This is a genomic window from Maribacter flavus (genome assembly GCF_008386635.1).
In the GTDB taxonomy this organism is placed as follows: domain Bacteria; phylum Bacteroidota; class Bacteroidia; order Flavobacteriales; family Flavobacteriaceae; genus Maribacter; species Maribacter flavus.
This window is the reverse complement of the sequence record NZ_VUOE01000001.1, coordinates 1,413,770-1,432,149: the sequence shown is the minus strand read 5'-3', so window position 1 is coordinate 1,432,149 and position 18,380 is coordinate 1,413,770. Positions and strand designations below refer to the sequence as shown.

The 18,380-nt window shown below is 43.9% G+C and carries 16 protein-coding genes; 13 read left to right on the top strand and 3 right to left on the bottom strand.

Going from position 1 to position 18,380, the window contains the following annotated elements:
- Window positions 1-31: 31 nt before the first annotated feature.
- The 12 genes from F0361_RS06290 to F0361_RS06235 all read left to right on the top strand — a co-directional run bounded on the left by F0361_RS06290 (window position 32) and on the right by F0361_RS06235 (window position 12,661).
- Entirely contained in the window at window positions 32-532 is a 501-nt protein-coding gene (locus F0361_RS06290) for a F0F1 ATP synthase subunit B (RefSeq protein ID WP_154917682.1), read from the top strand.
- 1 nt (window position 533) lies between these two features.
- The gene (atpH, locus tag F0361_RS06285; protein WP_154917681.1) at window positions 534-1,073 is read left to right on the top strand and encodes an ATP synthase F1 subunit delta; all 540 of its coding nucleotides are present in this window, start codon (window positions 534-536) and stop codon (window positions 1,071-1,073) included.
- A gap of 65 nt (window positions 1,074-1,138) precedes the next feature.
- Entirely contained in the window at window positions 1,139-2,719 is a 1,581-nt protein-coding gene (atpA, locus tag F0361_RS06280) for a F0F1 ATP synthase subunit alpha (RefSeq protein WP_138256598.1), read from the top strand.
- Window positions 2,720-2,810: 91 nt separating this feature from the next.
- A complete protein-coding gene (gene atpG / locus F0361_RS06275) occupies window positions 2,811-3,671 on the top strand; it encodes an ATP synthase F1 subunit gamma (RefSeq protein WP_154917680.1) in 861 nt (286 codons plus the stop codon).
- Between the two features lie 94 nt (window positions 3,672-3,765).
- The gene (locus F0361_RS06270; protein ID WP_154917679.1) at window positions 3,766-5,010 is read left to right on the top strand and encodes a TCR/Tet family MFS transporter; all 1,245 of its coding nucleotides are present in this window, start codon (window positions 3,766-3,768) and stop codon (window positions 5,008-5,010) included.
- A gap of 80 nt (window positions 5,011-5,090) precedes the next feature.
- Entirely contained in the window at window positions 5,091-6,548 is a 1,458-nt protein-coding gene (locus F0361_RS06265) for a lipopolysaccharide biosynthesis protein (RefSeq protein ID WP_154917678.1), read from the top strand.
- Between the two features lie 18 nt (window positions 6,549-6,566).
- A complete protein-coding gene (gene dut, locus F0361_RS06260; protein ID WP_154917677.1) occupies window positions 6,567-7,001 on the top strand; it encodes a dUTP diphosphatase in 435 nt (144 codons plus the stop codon).
- 26 nt (window positions 7,002-7,027) lie between these two features.
- Entirely contained in the window at window positions 7,028-7,948 is a 921-nt protein-coding gene (locus tag F0361_RS06255; protein WP_161598213.1) for a tetratricopeptide repeat protein, read from the top strand.
- A 32-nt stretch (window positions 7,949-7,980) separates the two neighbouring features.
- The gene (locus F0361_RS06250; protein ID WP_170257993.1) at window positions 7,981-8,736 is read left to right on the top strand and encodes a DUF4292 domain-containing protein; all 756 of its coding nucleotides are present in this window, start codon (window positions 7,981-7,983) and stop codon (window positions 8,734-8,736) included.
- Between the two features lie 4 nt (window positions 8,737-8,740).
- On the top strand, window positions 8,741-9,967 hold the full coding sequence (locus F0361_RS06245; protein ID WP_154917675.1) for a murein hydrolase activator EnvC family protein: 1,227 nt from the start codon (window positions 8,741-8,743) through the stop codon (window positions 9,965-9,967).
- A gap of 314 nt (window positions 9,968-10,281) precedes the next feature.
- A complete protein-coding gene (locus tag F0361_RS06240) occupies window positions 10,282-11,139 on the top strand; it encodes an aldo/keto reductase (RefSeq protein ID WP_317131728.1) in 858 nt (285 codons plus the stop codon).
- Window positions 11,140-11,380: 241 nt separating this feature from the next.
- On the top strand, window positions 11,381-12,661 hold the full coding sequence (locus F0361_RS06235) for a metal-dependent hydrolase family protein (protein WP_154917674.1): 1,281 nt from the start codon (window positions 11,381-11,383) through the stop codon (window positions 12,659-12,661).
- 36 nt (window positions 12,662-12,697) lie between these two features.
- On the opposite strand, the gene F0361_RS18680 is transcribed toward F0361_RS06235, so the two are convergent.
- The 3 genes from F0361_RS18680 to F0361_RS06225 all read right to left on the bottom strand — a co-directional run bounded on the left by F0361_RS18680 (window position 12,698) and on the right by F0361_RS06225 (window position 15,059).
- Window positions 12,698-12,871: a DUF4448 domain-containing protein gene (locus F0361_RS18680; protein ID WP_161598212.1), complete on the bottom strand. Its 174-nt coding sequence runs from the start codon at window positions 12,869-12,871 to the stop codon at window positions 12,698-12,700.
- 2 nt (window positions 12,872-12,873) lie between these two features.
- On the bottom strand, window positions 12,874-13,644 hold the full coding sequence (locus tag F0361_RS06230; protein WP_154917673.1) for an exodeoxyribonuclease III: 771 nt from the start codon (window positions 13,642-13,644) through the stop codon (window positions 12,874-12,876).
- 116 nt (window positions 13,645-13,760) lie between these two features.
- The gene (locus F0361_RS06225) at window positions 13,761-15,059 is read right to left on the bottom strand and encodes an aminopeptidase P family protein (RefSeq protein WP_154917672.1); all 1,299 of its coding nucleotides are present in this window, start codon (window positions 15,057-15,059) and stop codon (window positions 13,761-13,763) included.
- A 150-nt stretch (window positions 15,060-15,209) separates the two neighbouring features.
- On the opposite strand from F0361_RS06225, the gene F0361_RS06220 reads away from it, so the two are divergent.
- Entirely contained in the window at window positions 15,210-18,371 is a 3,162-nt protein-coding gene (locus tag F0361_RS06220; protein ID WP_154917671.1) for a WD40/YVTN/BNR-like repeat-containing protein, read from the top strand.
- Window positions 18,372-18,380 lie beyond the last annotated feature (9 nt).

Below are 18,380 nucleotides of genomic sequence, written 5' to 3'. Positions count from 1 at the left end.
AATCATTGATTCGTATAAAAATTCAAAATAAATGGAAACATTAATAAACGATTTTTCACCAGGTCTATTTGTCGTACAGATCATTTTATTGTTAGGACTGATTTTCCTATTGGTGAAATTTGCTTGGAAACCTATTCTAAACTCACTTGACGAAAGGGAGACTGGTATCCAAGAAGCATTGGCTGCTGCAGAAAGAGCAAAGGCGGAGATGCAAAACCTTCAGGCTGATAACGATAGAATGCTACAGGAGGCCCGTGCTGAGCGTGAGGCGATGTTGAAGGAGGCCCGTGAGATAAAGGAAAAAATGATCGCGGATTCCAAGGAGCAGGCGAAGATAGAGGGCGATAAAATGATCAAGCAGGCGCAGGAGACCATTGAAAGCGAAAAGAAGGCGGCAGTGGCGGAGCTAAAAAGTCAGGTTGCTGAACTTTCGGTTTCCATAGCGGAAAAAGTAATCAAGGAGGAGCTGTCCGGTAAGGATAAGCAATTGCAGTTGGTGGAGAAGATGTTGGGTGACATCAAATTGAATTAAAATGAGTGATTCTAGAGCGGCGGTACGATACGCCAAGGCCATATTGGATTTAGCGGTTGAGAACAAGGCTACGGATGCCGTGGAAAAGGACATGCGTTCCGTGGTAAGCACTGTTTCCGATAGTAAAGAGCTTCGGGATATGCTTTCCAATCCGGTGATTTCCGGTTCGGCCAAAAAGGACGTTCTCAAGGAAGTTTTCAAAGGTTCCCATGCCATTTCCGAAGGGCTGATGAACATGTTGGTGGAGAACAAAAGGGTTTCCTTGTTGAACGAAGTCGCATTAAAGTATATCATTCTAAACGAATCGCTGAAAGGAAAGGACGTGGCCTATGTAACCACGGCGGTTCCCATGACGGCAGATTTGGAAAAGCAGTTGTTGAAACAGGTGGCGTCCATTTCAGGAAAGGAAGTGACCTTAGAAAATAAAATCGATGAGAGTATCATTGGTGGTTTTATTTTAAGGGTAGGGGATTTGCAATACGACGCAAGCGTTTCCAACAAACTGAACAATCTAAAAAGAGAATTTACAAACAGTCTATAATTATATTCCAGCAATGGAATTTACCCGGAGTCTAGTCGACGGGATTATCTTAAACAGGAACAAAAATGGCAGGAGTAAAAGCCGCTGAAGTATCGGCAATTTTAAAGAAACAATTATCAGGATTTGATGCAACCGCTACTTTGGACGAAGTAGGAACCGTATTGCAAGTTGGTGATGGTATCGCTAGGGTCTATGGTTTGGCAAACGCCCAATATGGTGAGTTGGTGGAGTTTGAAGGCGGTTTGGAAGGAATCGTTTTGAACTTGGAAGAGGATAATGTGGGTGTTGTATTGCTAGGGCCTTCCAAAGCCGTAGGTGAAGGAGCGACCGTAAAAAGAACACAACGTATCGCCTCCATCAATGTAGGTGAAGGCATTGTGGGCCGTGTGGTGGATACCTTAGGTAACCCGATCGATGGTAAGGGACCGATTTCAGGAGAAACCTATGAAATGCCATTGGAGCGTAAGGCACCCGGGGTTATCTATAGGGAGCCCGTAACGGAACCGATGCAATCCGGTATCAAGGCCATCGACGCGATGATTCCAGTGGGTAGAGGTCAGCGTGAGTTGGTAATCGGTGACCGTCAGACCGGTAAGACTACGGTTTGTATCGATACCATTTTGAACCAGAAAGAGTTTTACGACGCTGGTGAGCCTGTTTATTGTATCTACGTAGCTGTGGGCCAAAAAGCTTCTACTGTAGCTGGAATTGCCCAGACATTGGAGGATAGAGGTGCCATGGCGTATACTACGATTGTTGCCGCGAATGCATCAGATCCTGCACCTATGCAGGTATATGCTCCCTTTGCAGGTGCATCCATCGGGGAATATTTTAGGGATACAGGTCGTCCTGCTTTGATTATTTATGATGATTTGTCCAAGCAAGCTGTCGCCTATCGTGAAGTTTCCTTGTTGTTGAGAAGACCACCGGGACGTGAGGCCTATCCAGGGGACGTTTTCTACCTGCACTCAAGGTTGCTGGAGCGTGCCGCTAAGATTATAAATGACGATAGCATTGCCAAGAATATGAACGATTTACCGGAGGTATTAAAGCCGATGGTAAAGGGAGGTGGTTCTTTAACGGCCTTACCGATTATCGAAACACAGGCGGGTGACGTATCGGCCTATATTCCAACCAACGTAATTTCCATTACGGACGGACAGATATTCTTGGAGCAGGATTTGTTCAACCAAGGGGTTAGACCAGCGATCAACGTGGGTATTTCCGTATCGCGTGTGGGTGGTAACGCACAGATTAAATCCATGAAAAAAGTGGCCGGTACCTTGAAATTGGACCAGGCACAGTTCCGTGAATTGGAAGCGTTTGCCAAGTTTGGTTCCGATTTGGATGCGGCTACGTTGAACGTAATCGAAAAAGGACGTAGGAACGTTGAGATATTGAAGCAAGCCCAGAACGATCCTTTTACCGTTGAAGATCAAATTGCGATTATTTACGCCGGTTCCAAGAACTTGCTACGCGATGTTCCCGTTGATAAGGTAAAGGAGTTTGAGCGTGACTATTTGGAGTTCTTGAACGCCAAGCATAGGGACGTATTGGATACCTTAAAAGCAGGTAAACTGACCGATGAGGTTACGGATACGCTTGCAACGGTTTGTAAAGAGCTTTCAGCGAAATATAAGAAGTAAATTAAGAATGCTGAATGGTGAGTAAATACGAATTTTGGTTGCAATAGTCAAAAACTCATAACTCTGAATTCAGAATTTAGAACTTTAAGGAATGGCCAATTTAAAGGAAATACGTAACAGGATTACATCGGTGTCATCGACCATGCAGATAACCAGTGCCATGAAAATGGTATCTGCCGCAAAGTTGAAAAAGGCACAGGATGCAATTACCGCCATGAGACCCTATGCGGATAAACTAACGGAGCTGCTTCAGAATCTTAGTGCTAGCTTGGAAGGTGACTCTGGTAGTGTATATGCGAGCAATAGGGCGGTCAATAAGGTCTTGGTGGTTTCCATTACATCCAACCGTGGTCTTTGTGGTGCCTTTAACTCGAATATCTTAAAACAGAGCGTTAATCTTGTAGAAAACGTTTATACAGGTAAGCAAGTCGACTTTGTTGCAATCGGAAAAAAGGCGAATGATTATCTAAAAAAGCGTTACAATGTGATTTCAAATCACAATGGGATATTTGACGATTTGACCTTTGATAATGTTTCGGAAATCGCCGAGGATTTAATGGAAAAGTTTGCCAAAGGGGAGTATGACCGCATCGATATCGTGTACAACAAATTCAAGAATGCGGCTACCCAGTTGGTCATGACGGAACAATTCTTACCGATTATTCCTGCGGAAGGTGAGGAAGGAAGTAATTCCGACTATATGTTTGAACCTTCCAAAGCTGAAATCGTGGAGCAATTGATTCCTAAATCCCTGAAAACACAGTTGTACAAAGCTATTAGGGATTCCTTTGCCAGTGAGCATGGAGCACGAATGACGGCCATGCACAAGGCGACCGACAATGCCAAGGAATTGCGGGATCAGTTGAAACTGACCTATAACAAGGCAAGACAAGCGGCTATTACCAATGAAATCCTCGAAATTGTAGGAGGCGCCGAGGCTTTGAATAATTAATCAATTTAAAAAGTTTGAATAAAGACCCCCTTCGGAAACGTAGGGGTTTTTATTTGCACATGAGAAGACTTTTTTTCCGACTTTTGTCCCTTCCATGAAATCAAGAAAATCGGCCCTACTCTTTATTTTCGTCACCATTTTGGTCGATGTTATTGGAATTGGCATCATTCTCCCCATTATCCCAGATTTGATCATGGAACTAACCGGCGAGGGTACGGCCATGGCCGTAATCTATGGGATGTGGTTGACCACGGCATTCGCGGGAATACAATTTTTGTTCTCGCCCGTTTTAGGGGAGATTTCGGACAAGTTTGGAAGGCGTCCCATTCTTTTGCTGGCATTGCTGGGTTTAAGTATCGATTACCTGATCCATGCCTGGGCACCAAGTATTACCTGGTTGTTCTTGGGAAGGTTTTTGGCCGGTATTACCGGTGCTAGTTTTACGGTGGCATCGGCCTATATTGCCGATGTCAGTACCAAGGAGAACAAGGCAAAGAACTTTGGATTGATCGGTGCCGCTTTTGGTCTGGGTTTTATCATTGGTCCGGGCGTGGGCGGGTTTTTCGGGGAGATCGACATCCGCCTACCCTTTTACATCGCCGCGGGACTGACCTTTGCGAATTTCCTATTCGGATTGTTTTTTGTGCCCGAATCCCTAACACCGGAAAATAGAAGGGCTATCAATCTTACAAAGATGATTCCCGGGGTCTCCTTATTTGCCCTCCGGAAGTATAAAGGGGTACTTCTGCTAATTTTTGCTTTCTTTCTGGCGAATTTGGCCGGTCAGGCCTTGCCCTCCACATGGTCTTACTACGGAATTGAACGCTATAATTGGAGTCCCAAGGAAATAGGGGTATCCTTGATGGTAGTAGGGCTTTTGGTAGCCATCGTTCAAGGTGTATTGGTAGGTGTCCTGGTCAAAAAGTTTGGAAAGCGAATTGTGGTCACGGTCGGTTTTTTACTGTGGACCGTAGGCATGTTCTTCTTTTCCCTGGCCTCGGAACCATGGATGTTATATGCCTTTTTAATCCCGTATGCCTTGGGCGGGGTTGCCGGTCCAACGGTACAAGGAATCATTTCCAACCAAGTTTCCGAAAAGGAACAGGGAAACCTCCAGGGTTCCATCACAGGTCTTGTGAGCATTACCGCCATCCTTGGTCAGTTGGTTTTCTCGCCGGTATTCTACTTTTTTATACGTCCCGGCGGAGGAATCTACTATCCTGGTGCGCCCTATACATTGGCCGCCTTTTTCTTGTTGGTGGCGTTTTTAATGGCATTTATTGCCATGAAACGATTGGAACTCTCGGATGAGCAGGCCCCGGTTCAAGTTGAAGATTGAACAAATGTGTTGATTGGGGGGAAATCCAACTTTGTATAACGAAGGTAAATAGGTACATTTAACACTTCAATCTAAGTTGCTTGAATCCGCTTAAAAAACTTTTTAAACAAACGGCGATTTATGGCTTGGCAACCGTGCTCCCGCGGATGTTGTCCTTCCTTTTGGTTCCCATTTATACCTCGGTCATGCCACCGGGAACGTATGGAGAAGTGACCCTTATTTTTACTTGGTTTGCCATCTTCAATATTTTCTTGGCCTATGGTATGGAAACCGCTTTTTTTAGGTTTTACAAGGATTCGGAGAACAAAAAGAAGGTAGTCTCCACGTCCTTACTATCGTTGGGGGGTTCCTCGTTCTTATTTCTTTTTATCGGTCTGTTATTTAAAAAGACAATTGCCGCTGCCATCAATATAGAGGCCCAGTACATGAACTATGTGCTATGTATCCTAGTATTGGATGCCCTGGTAATTATTCCCTTTGCTTGGTTGAGGGCGAATGAAAAACCCATGAGATATGCCATGGTAAAGACGCTTAACGTAGCGCTGAACTTGGGTTTAAATCTGTTTTTTCTTTTAGTTCTCCCATCGTTGGCAGTTGAGGATGGGGCCGGTTTCTTTAACAAATTGTACGTGCCGGATTATGAGATATCCTACATACTGATTTCCAATCTACTTGCCAGCGCCGTTACACTGTTGCTTATGATACGGGTATACCTTAGAAGGCCGTATATTTTTGATGTGGATTTATGGAAACGGATGTTGACCTATGCGATGCCGGTAATGGTCGCAGGTATTGCCTTTACAATAAATGAAGTTTTTGATAAGTATTTGTTATCGGAATTATTACCGCCCGATATTGCCAAAATTGAAATGGGAAAATATGCGGCCTGCTATAAATTGGCCTTGTTCATGACGCTTTTTGCTACCGCATTTCGATTAGGAATCGAGCCTTTTTTCTTTAGCCATTCGGACACTAAAAATCCGCAGAAGGCCTATGCACAGATTACCAACTACTTTGTGGTATTGGGGAGTATAATTCTGTTGACCGTAGTTGTATTTGCCGATGTTTTAAAGCAACTCTTTATCCAGGACACTTCGTATTGGGATGCCATGTCCGTAGTGCCGATTATAATCCTGGCCAGTTTTTTCTTGGGTATTTACCACAACCTCTCTGTCTGGTACAAAGTAACGGATCGAACCAAGTTTGGGGCCTATATTTCAATGATCGGAGCCGTCCTCACCATCATCATTAATGTCGCTTTGATACAATACTTTAGCTATGTGGCCTCGGCCGTGGCTACTTTGGTTGCCTATGGCTCAATGATGTTAATGTCCTTCTATTTTGGGCGTATGTACTATCCCATACCCTATAATTTCAGAAAAATTATATTTTACTTAGGAGTTTCCATACTGTTTTCAATAATATCCTTCTATATCTTTGATAGAAATTTATTTGTAGGGATTCCTTTATTGTTGATTTTCTTGGGATTGGTGTACAAAATGGAAATCGAGAATTTGAAAAAGGTATTTGTCAAATAAGACTAGCGAACAATAAAAATGAAGATTAGGATAATCAACAAATCGGAACATGAGCTGCCCCATTACGAAACCGATGCTTCGGCCGGAATGGATTTGCGAGCGAACATTGAAGAACCAATTACCCTAAAACCGTTGGAGAGGGCCATTATTAAAACGGGCCTCTATATGGAGTTGCCTATAGGATTTGAGGCCCAAGTACGTCCTAGAAGCGGTTTGGCGGCCAAAAAGGGAATTACGGTGTTGAATGCACCTGGCACGATAGATGCGGATTATAGGGGGGAAGTCGGTGTTATTTTGGTGAATTTATCAAATTCCGATTTTACCATTGAAAACGGGGAGCGTATTGCCCAGATGGTGATCGCCAAACATGAGCGCGCCGAATGGGAGGTAGTAGAAGAACTATCCGAAACCCTTAGGGGAGCCGGTGGCTTTGGCAGTACCGGAGTAAAATAGATCTACGAATGACAAAAACAGTCCCAATGCTACTACTTATTTTAGGAGCAACGCTTGCCCCGGGGATTGTTTTGTCCCAAGAGGAAGGTCCCATCACCGAGGAGGAGAGTGCGGAAGTATCTTTTGAGGAGTATTCAGATGAATTTCAGCAATATTTTTTTGAAGGTCTAAAACAAAAGGGTATTCAAAATTACGATAAGGCCATAAACGCATTTTTAAAGTGCAAGAATTTGGAACCGGAAAAGGAAGTGGTTTCCTTTGAACTCGCCAAATCCTATTTGTTGGACAAGCAGTATATCAATGCCCAGGAATATGCGCAGGAAGCCGTTTTGGAGGATCCGGAAAATTATTGGTATGCAAACACCTTGGCAGAGAGTTTGCAGGCCCAAAACACTACCGTGAGCACCATAAAAGAACAGATTCCTTGGAATAATCGGGAATTAAAATCGAACCTGGCCACTATTTATTATGAACTGGGAAACTATCAAGAAGCCAAGAGCATATTGTTGGAATTGGAGAAAACGGTAAAAACCGAGTACCTTCAATCCAAAATAAACGATTCCATTGCAAAGCAGCGGACTATAACGAACAAGATTGACATATCTGAAAACAAGAGCGGGGATGCCGGTGATTTGGGTGCGTTTGAAAAGCGGATACAGGACTTGATAAACGCATCCAGGGATGCCAAAACACTGCTAGAGCTTACGGAGGAGGCTCTTGAAAAGTATCCCCTACAGCCCTTTTTATACTATGCGAATGGAGTCGCCCTTAAAATGGGCAACACCCTCAACGAGGCAAAGGAGGCCTTGGAGACAGCCTTGGATTATCTAATAGACGACCCGGTATTGGAGAATAAAATCTACAAGGAGCTTTCAGAGGTGTACGGTGCCATGGGGAATACGGAAAAGGCAAACGAATATTTGAACAAGGTGAAACCCGGATTTTAATGATGCAATTGAGTTTACGAACATATTTAAGAATGGCTACGGTATGTAGTTTCGCGCTTATTGTGTTTTCCTGTAAAAGTGCCAAGGTAATTTCCGATGGTTCCATGGATGATCGGCTATCGGCAAAGTCCGTCGTAAAGGCCCACTACCAAAATAAGTTGGAATTCAGAACCCTTACGGGAAGGGTCAAAATCGATTATTCCGATGGGGAGGACGAACAAAGCGTATCCGTAAGCTTACGGATGGAAAAGGATAAAGGTATATGGATCAGTGCTCCTTTGGGAATCGTAAAAGCGTATATCACTCCGGATAGGGTTTCGTTTTACAACAAAATGGACAATGAATATTTTGATGGTGATTTCTCCTATTTGAGCAAGCTTTTGGGAACCGAAGTGGATTACTCCATCCTTCAAAACATGTTGTTGGGACAGGCCCTTTTTGACTTAAGAAATGACAAGTTTGACCTTTCAATAGGTAAGGATAACTATCGATTGACCCCAAAAACTGCCGGTGCGCTTTACAAGACCCTGTTCCAAATCGAGCCCAAGAACTTTAAGATGGACCTACAACAATTGTCACAGCCCCTGAAAAAGCGCTTGTTGGAAATCAAATATGAAAACTACCAACTTGTGGGGAAGGAAGCCATACCCAATGAGGTATCCATTTTGGCGATAGAAGAAAACAACGAGAACCGGATTCTTTTGGAATATAGAAACATAGAATTGAATCGTGACGTCAATTTTCCTTATAATATACCGAAAGGTTTTAAAGAAATCGTTTTGGAGTAGCGTAATGGTAGCAAAACAACATTGCAGTATCTTTTTTCTTCTTTTGCTATGGGGAGCACCTCTTTTATGGTCGCAAACCAGCGAGCAAAAGGCCTTGGAGGAAAAGCGGGAACAACTACAGAACGAAATCCGGGAAATCAATAGATTATTGTTATCCGAAAAAAAGGAAAGGGGCACGGTGCTGGACCAGATGGAGGCCCTCGATAAAAAAATTACCGTCCGTCAACAATTGATTCGGGTTACGAACCAACAGGCCAATTTGCTGAATAGGCAAATCAATACCAACATACGGAACATCAGTAAGCTCAAGGGAGAGCTACAGGAAATAAAGGAGGAGTACGCCAGGATGATCCAAAAATCCTATCAGAACAAATCCAAACAGAACAGATTGATGTTTCTATTGTCCTCAGAAAGCTTTTATCAGGCATTTAAACGGCTTCAATACATGAAGCAGTACACGGACTATAGAAAGGAGCAGGGAGCACAGATTTTGGCCAAAACGGAGGAGTTAACGCGTTTGAACATGGATCTAAACGAGGAGCGCAAGGTTAAGGAAGTACTGTTGGCCCAGAACACCAAGGCCAAAGATCAGTTGTTCGCGGAGATACAGGAGCAGAAAGCACTATTGGGAACCATCCGACAGAACGAAAGCAAATATGCCAAGGCCATTGAGGAAAAGAAGCGGGAGGCGCGTAAAATAGACCAACAGATAGAAAATCTGATACGGTCGGCCATCGCCGCCTCCAACAAAGAAGCTGGTAAAACCACTACCAGTGCCAGTAAATTCGTGTTGACACCGGAGGCGACCCTAGTGGCCAACAATTTTTCGGCGAATAAAGGAAAATTAATTTGGCCCGTTGAGAAGGGCATTAAAAGTCAGGGTTTTGGTATATACAACGATGCCGTATACCCTGGAATAAAACACCAAAGCAACGGGGTCATCATTGCCACAGATCCTGGATCTAAGGCAAGGGCCATATTTGAAGGCGAGGTTATCGCCATTTTGGCGGTACCAGGTGGTAACAAAGGGGTTCAGGTAAAGCACGGTAATTTTATAAGTACCTACTATAATTTAGCCGAACTCTATGTAAAAAAAGGAGATAAAGTGAATATAAAAGATGAATTGGGAACCATATATACCAATCGGTCAAATGGCCAGACCCGCTTAAAATTTTATCTCTACCAGGACACGGATAGATTGAATCCGGAGGAATGGGTCTACCGGTTGTAAGTGGGTGGTAGTTAGTGAAAAGTGAAAAATGAAAAGTGAAAAATGAAAAGTGAAAAATGAAAAATGAAAAATGAAAAATAACTTTTACATAACCAACAACTCCTGCCCCTGAGCGGAGCCGAAGGGAACAACCAAAAATCGAAACATATGAAATGAGCCATAACAAGTCTTGATACCCACTGAATCCAAAGGTTCACGAGCACCCTTTTTGAAAATAGACGAGCTTCGTGAGTAAATGGTTATTGGCGAAATCGAAGATTCATGAACACCGATGGTAGACAAACTTAAATGATGTGAATAATTACATCTGACCTATGAAAAACAATAAGAATAAACATATGAAAATTACGGACATTTCAGGGGGAGTTGAATTACGCAATGGGGTTTTTATGCCTTATTTAGGTTTGGGAACTTACCAAGCCGATAAAGACCAAGAGGTCATAGATTCCGTAAAGGATGCCTTGGATTTGGGGTACAGACATATCGATACGGCTTCGGTGTATAAGAATGAAGAAGGTGTGGGCAGGGGAATTAAGGAAAGTTCCGTAGCCAGGGAGGATATTTTTCTAGTGACGAAGGTTTGGAACAGTGAGCAAGGGTATAATACTACGCTACAGTCGTTTGAAGATAGCATCAACCGATTGCAGGTGGATTATCTCGACCTATTTCTGGTGCACTGGCCCGTTAAGGGGAAATACAAGGATACTTGGAGGGCTTTGGAATATTTATACGAAACTAAAAAGGTTAGGGCAATCGGGGTCAGTAACTTTTTGCGGCATCACTTGGATGACTTATTAAGTGACTGCAATATCGTACCTATGGTGAATCAAATGGAATTTCACCCATATTTAGTGCAGCAGGACCTTTTGGATTTTTGCAATAAAAATACCATTCAGTATGAAGCGTGGTCTCCCTTCATGCAAGGGAAACTATTCCAATTGGATTTTTATAAGGATTTGACCGAAAAGTACAACAAATCGGCTGCTCAAATCATCCTGCGATGGAACCTACAGAAAGGGGTGGTCACCATACCAAAATCAGTACATAAAAAGCGTATCGCCTCCAATGCGGATATTTTCGACTTTGAGCTTTCCAATGAGGACATGGCCTTTTTGGATAGCCTGGACAGGGATGAACGCAGTGGGCCACATCCTGACCATTTTGATTTTTAAGCCTTAAAAGAGTAGGCTTTTTGCACTTTGTTTCGTTTTCATTTATTAGACCGATTCGTGCAAATCAGAAGCTTTTGTATTCTAGGCAATATGGAAGTGTATTTGCTGAGCTTTCTATTTTTCATAGCTACCCACCTAAACTTCGAAATATGTCCTTAAGGTAGCATTACGGGTACTGAATTTTAAACATAGGGATGATGAAAATTGTATCTTTCCTACATATACTAACACTACGAGAATAATGAATAGAATCCGTCTATCTTTCGTTTTTATCTTTTTATGTTTCAGCATTGCCTGGGCACAGGAAACAACGGCCTTAATTTGCGGAAATCTTATCACGGCAAAAGATACGCAAGTTCAAGCCGATGCCGTAATACTTGTAGAGGGGGATCGGATTATTGAAGTGGGCACCATGGACCTGCTAAAACCGGGATATACCGTTATCGATTTAAGTGAATATACCGTATTACCAGGAATGATAGATGCCCACACCCACCCTTTAATTTACGGCAGTGAATACCAAACCAATCACTTAAAGGGTTCCTCGGCTTTTAACGCATTACGGGGATTAAAGACGGTACAGGAATGGCTGGAAGCTGGTTGGACCACGATAAGGATTGCCGGTGATGCCGATACCAAATATGCACATTTTGAGATCCGCAATGCTATAAATGCCGGCCTGTTCAAAGGACCACGGATTTTTGGTGCCGGGCACTATATTTCAGTAACCGGAGGGGGAGGGGATATAAATTATATTTCCAACGAACAATCCGTTATCCCTGATGGTCTCATTGTGGATGGCAAGGATGAAATGCGGAAGGCCATTAGACAAGAAATCAAGAATGGGAGCGACTGGATCAAACTTTTGGTAACGGGAGCTTTTATGTCTACAGGAGACAACCCAAGGAACGTACATTTTAGCGATGAGGAACTTAAAACGGCGGTAGAGGAAGCCGGCCAAAGGGATGTTCCGGTCATGATGCACGCACATGCCAAAGAGGGGATTGTTAAAGCAATAAAATTTGGGGCAAGATCCATAGAGCATGGGACCTTTTTGGATGCTGAAACGATAGACTTGTTTTTGGAGTACGACACCTATCTAGTACCAACTTTGACGGTTGGCACCTATTTTCGCTTAAAGGACCCTGGGAATGTGGCCCTGACAAAAACGCAACGTTCCCAAAAGGAATTTAGGGAAGCCAGAATGAAGGTACTTGTGGAGGCCCATAAGAGAGGGGTAAAGCTGGGTATTGGTTCGGACAATGTGGGATTTCCCGGTAGCTTTGCAGCCAATGAGTTTCACGAATTTGTAAAGTTTGGCATGACTCCTATGGAAGCCATTATTGCCGGGACCAAAGTAAATGCGGAGCTTTTGAAAATGGACGATAGTATAGGAACTATTGAGGTAGGTAAATACGCCGATATTATTGCTACCAAAAAGAATCCGCTGGAAGATATTACAGAACTACAGCGTGTACAATTTGTAATGAAAGGTGGCGAGATAATAAAGTCTACCGAGTAAATAAGTCGCACTTTTTTAAATCATCCTGTACATATATCAAGAATCTCTCCGCCTTTTGGAGTAGTAGTAAAACAAATAGGCCACCAAAATCAATACCACAAAGGGAAGATAGGTACCAATGGCCACACCAATCTCATAGGAACGATCAGGTGCCTCCTGGATTTTCTTTTCGATTTCCGAAACATCCTGTAAAAACAATAGCAATCCCATAACTATAGTGCTATTTCCAAACTGATAGGGCAATGATCGCTACCCATGACCTGGTCATGGATTTCGGCCGAGGTTACCTTGGACCATAAAGATTCACTGACCAAAAAATAATCGATACGCCAACCCACGTTTCTGCTTCTGGCTCCGCCGCGCATGCTCCAGAACGTATATTTGTCAAACGTATCCGGGTGCAAAGCCCTAAAACTGTCAACTAGGTTCAAGGTTTTGAGCATGTGGTCGAACCCATCGATTTCCACTTGGGTAAAACCTGCCGTTTTGTTGTAATTGGATTTGGGATTGGCCAAATCATTTTCAGTGTGGGCCACGTTAAAATCGCCCGTAATGATCAAAGGTTTCTTTTCTGACAGGTTTTGAAGGTATTCCGTGAAATCAGTATCCCAGCCTGACCGATAATCCAGCCGTTTGAGTCCATTACCGCTGTTTGGCACATAGACATTGACCAAATAGAAGTCGGGGTACTCCGCATAGGAAATCCTGCCTTCCATATCATGGTCCGCAATACCCATATTGCTGCCAAAAGAAATAGGCTCTTGTTTTGATAGTATCCCTGTGCCTGAATATCCTTTCTTTTCGGCACTATTGGTATATAAATGATAGTCTTCTATCCCAGATAAGGCCTCTGCCACTTGGTCATCCTGGGCCTTGGTTTCCTGGATACAAAAAACATCGGCATTAAAACTCGACACAACATCCTCAAAGCCCTTTTTTACGGAAGCCCTTATACCATTGACGTTCCACGATACTAATTTCATATTCTTTACTTTTTAATTTCTTTCTAGTTTTTGAGGAATTCAAAACCTCTTATTTTATCTCACTTTGAAACAAACCATTCTCCTACATCCAAATGGATACTACCATTTTTTGAAGGTTAGAGAGGGCTATTCATCAACTCCTCAATTTCCTCAATTTCAATAGGAATATTGCGCATTAAATTAAAGGGATCCCCTTTTTCTTGGATGACCACATCGTCCTCCAAACGGATTCCCATATTTTCCGCAGGAATGTAAATCCCTGGCTCTACGGTAAATACCATATTGGCTTTCATGGGGGTCTTTAGTTCCCCATAGTCATGCGTATTCAACCCGATATGGTGACTGGTGCCGTGCATAAAGTATTTTTTATAGGCGGGCCAATCCGGATTTTCATTTTGAACATCGGCTTTATCCAAAAGACCCAAGCCCAAAAGTTCAGAAGTCATCAATTTACCGCATTCCTTATGGTATTCCGCCCAAAGGGTTCCGGGAACCAACATTTTGGTCGCATCGTTTTTCACCCTTAGTACGGCGTTGTAGACCTCCTTTTGCCGTTTCGTGAATCGCCCGTTGACAGGAATGGTGCGGGTAAGGTCGCTGGAGTAGTTGGCATACTCCGCCGCTACGTCCATCAACAACATATCGCCATCCTTACAGGGTTTGTTGTTCTCCAAATAGTGAAGTACGTTGGCATTGTTGCCCGAGGCTATGATTGGTGGATAGGCAAATCCTTTGGAACGGTTCCGTATAAATTCGTGCAATAGCTCCGCCTCCACTTCATACTCCATAACGCCAGGCTTTACAAAACCCAATAACCTACGGAAGCCTTTTTCGGTGATGTTGCAGGCCATTTGCATCAGTTCCAATTCCTCAGGTTCCTTGACACCCCTAATTTCTTGAAGTATCGGGTTGCTCTTTGCCACTTTGTGCGCAGGGAATTTTTGCTGGCAGGCGAGTATAAATCGGTCTTCACGTGTCTGGGTCTCAACCGCTTGCCTGTAGTGCTCGTTGGTATTGAAGTAGATAGTATCAGCTTCGGTCATCAGATCAAAAAAAACTTTGTCAAATTCCTTTAGCCAGTAAATGGTTTGTATCCCCGATACGCCGGTTGCCTTTTCCTTGGTCAACTTTGCACCTTCCCAAATGGCGATGTGCTCATTGGTTTCCCTTACGAATAGAATTTCCCGGTGTTTTTTGTCCATGGCATCCGGAAATAATAACAAAATAGTTTCCTCTTGATCGGCCCCGCTCAGATAAAAAATATCCCGATGTTGCTCAAAGGGCATGACACTATCGGCACTTATAGGGTAAATGTCGTTGGAATTAAAGACCGCAATGCTCTTGGGACGCATGCGGGCCATAAATTTCTCTCGGTTTTTTATAAATAGGGCGTTGGGAATTTGTTCGTATTTCATGAAGTCTATGATTTTGCCATAAAATTAAGCAATAGCCACTGTTTTCTTAAGAAATGAACCACATATTTACCACAATTACACCCTTTTTAAAGGGCTATTTTAGACAACAATTGGCTAACTTGTACACCATACCATAACAAACCAATTGTCATGAAAATCCGGTATTTTTTGCTTGTATTACTTTTTTTAAACTTTGTTTCGATTTTTCCCCAAACAGACCCCGCTGTTTTTGGGAACCTACGGTTTCGTTTTATAGGACCGGAAGGCAACCGTACCATTGCCATGGCGGGGGTGGCGGGAGACCCTATGACCACCTATATCGGTGCGGCCTCCGGCGGATTATGGAAAACCTCCGATGGTGGTATTAGCTGGAACCCCATTTTTGATGCTCAGGACGTTTCATCCATTGGCTCGGTGGCCATTACTCCAACAAATCCCGATATCATTTGGGTGGGCACGGGTGAAACCTTTGTGATTCGGCCCGCCCATGCAATGGGTGATGGCATCTATAAATCCGAGGATGGTGGAAAGACCTGGATAAACATGGGCCTTGAGAAAACGGGGCGCATTGGGCGTATTCTTGTGCATCCTACCAATCCAAACGTTGTTTACGCCGCTGCTCTGGGACATACCTACGGACGACAGCAGGAACGAGGGGTATTTAAAACCACGGATGGCGGTAAGAATTGGGAACGCATCTTTTTTGTGGATGAAAACACAGGTGCAGCCGAACTTGCCATGGATCCGAAAAATCCAGACCGACTCCTAGTAGGCATGTGGTCCATACATATTAATACATGGGGCTTGAACAGCGGTGGGCCCGGAGGAGGTGTTTACAGAACCTTGGATGGTGGGGATACTTGGGAGCCCTTGTCCAAAAAAGGCCTGCCAGGTGGTAAAGAAAATCCAGTGGGAAAAACGGCGGTGGCCATTTCACATTCCAGTCCGAATATTGTGTATGCCCTTTTTGAAATCGAGAGTCCGGCCCTTTATCGCTCCGAAGATTTTGGTGACTCTTGGACCCTACAGACTCGAAACCACGATATTGCAGAACGTGCACCCTACTACACCCGCATGGCCGTTTCAACTTCTAACCCTAATGAACTCTACTTTGCCAGTGTTAAATTCAGTATTTCCAAGGATGGCGGCAAAACCATTGAAAGTAGTTACAGTGCCGGAGGCGATAACCATGATATCTGGGTGGACCCCACCAATGCGGACCGACTCATGGTGGCCCATGATGGGGGTGCCAGTATCAGTATGAACCATGGAAAAACCTTTCAACGGATCGTGCTTCCAATAGCCCAAATGTACCATGTAGCCGTTGATGATAAGATTCCTTACAATGTTTATGGAAACCGTCAGGATGGCTATTCCTATATGGGCCCCAGTAACAGCAAACAGGGCTATATACCTCTGGGCCTTTGGAAGGGTGTGGGCGGTTGTGAAAGCGGCTTTGCACAGCCCGATCCCTTTGACAATGACATTGTTTGGTCTGGATGTTATGATGGGGGACTGCAACGTTATAATGTTAAAACGGGGCACGCCCGCGACGTTCGGGTCTGGCCGGAAGCAGGCTATGGTTGGGAACCGGGCAAGTTAAAATACAGGTGGCATTGGAATTTTCCATTGGCCTTTTCCCCTCATACAAAACATAGGGTCTATGTGGGCAGCCAATATGTGCATAAAAGCGATGACGGCGGACAAAGCTGGCAAGTGATCAGTCCGGACCTTACCTTGAACGATAAGACCCATCAACAAAATTCTGGGGGCATCGCGGTAGACAACCTCATGACCTTTGATGGGTCGGTTTTGTTCAGCATTGTGGAGTCAACATTGGAACCGGGCCTTATTTGGACCGGCAGCAACGACGGGCAAGTTCAGCTCACCAAAGACGGCGGTAAAAACTGGACAAATGTGACCCAAAACATTCCCGATCTTCCCAAATGGGGCACCATAGCCAACATAGAAGCATCCCGATATAAAAAGGGAAGTGCTTATATCACGGTAGACTTGCATCAAATGGGGGACTTTTACCCGTATGTTTACAAAACAGAAGATTATGGGCAAACCTGGAAGTTAATAAGCGATACAGTGCCGAAATCTGTCCATAGCTTTGCCCATGTTATCAAGGAAGACCCTAAAAGAGAGGGCATGCTCTACTTGGGAGTAGATAACGGACTTTATATAAGCCATGATGATGGTGAACATTGGATGCGCCTGCGTAACAATCTACCCCCTGCCCCGGTCTATTGGCTGGAAATCCAGGAACGGTTTGATGATCTTGTGGTGGGCACGTATGGAAGAGGCTATTATATCATGGATAATATTTCGCCATTACGGGAATACGATATGGATGCCAAGGATAAAGAGGCCCATCTTTTCAGCCTAAGACCGGTATATCGTTTCCAAGATGTTCAAAGCATCAAAACCGATGGTCCTAGTTTAAATTCCGGAACAAACCCTGCCTATGGTGCAGAAATCAATTACTTCTTAAAGGATAGTACGGATCAAAAAATCGAAATACAGATTTTGACTATGGAAGATGAAGTTGTCCGGACCTTGGAAGGAAAAAACAAACCAGGCGTCAATAGGGTCATGTGGAACCTACGATATGAACCAACCTATAAACCAAAACTTCAGACCACCCCTCCCGGAAGGCCATGGGTCCAGCTCAATGGTGAAGGATGGCGTCCTTTGGTCACTTGGGACCTTGATTTAATGCGTGGACAATACGGCCCCAAGGTAGTACCCGATAGCTACAAGGTAAAACTGGTCATTGGCAACAAAGAATACATTAGGGAACTAGAGGTGTTAAAAGACCCGAGTACGGAAGGTAGTCTCGAAGACATCCAAAAACAAGTAGACTTTTCCTTGGAACTTCGCGATGCGATGAACTTGGCTGTAACCATGATTAATGATATTGAAGCGATACGGGCAGAGCTCAATGCTATCATCCCAAAGTTAAGCCGCTCAGCCGACCGAAAAAAAGCCGAGGAACTACGCGCCTTGGCCATTGCTATAGCAGGTAGTCTTTATGACATTCATCTGACCGGGGCCCGTGAAGATGCCTTTAGATCCCCCATAAAGCTTTATGGTAGGCTGAGTGCCTTGGCCAGTGACATCGGTGGGTTTGGTGCCGATTTTAAACCCACGGACCAACAACAGGAAGTATATACCATTTTTAATGAACGTCTTAAAGAGGTAGATGCCAAGTTTAAGAAATTCATAACCGTGGAAGTGGAGAAATTGAATTCCCGATTGAAAAAAAGCGAACTACAAATACAACATACCCAAAAAATAAAATCATAATATAAAAAC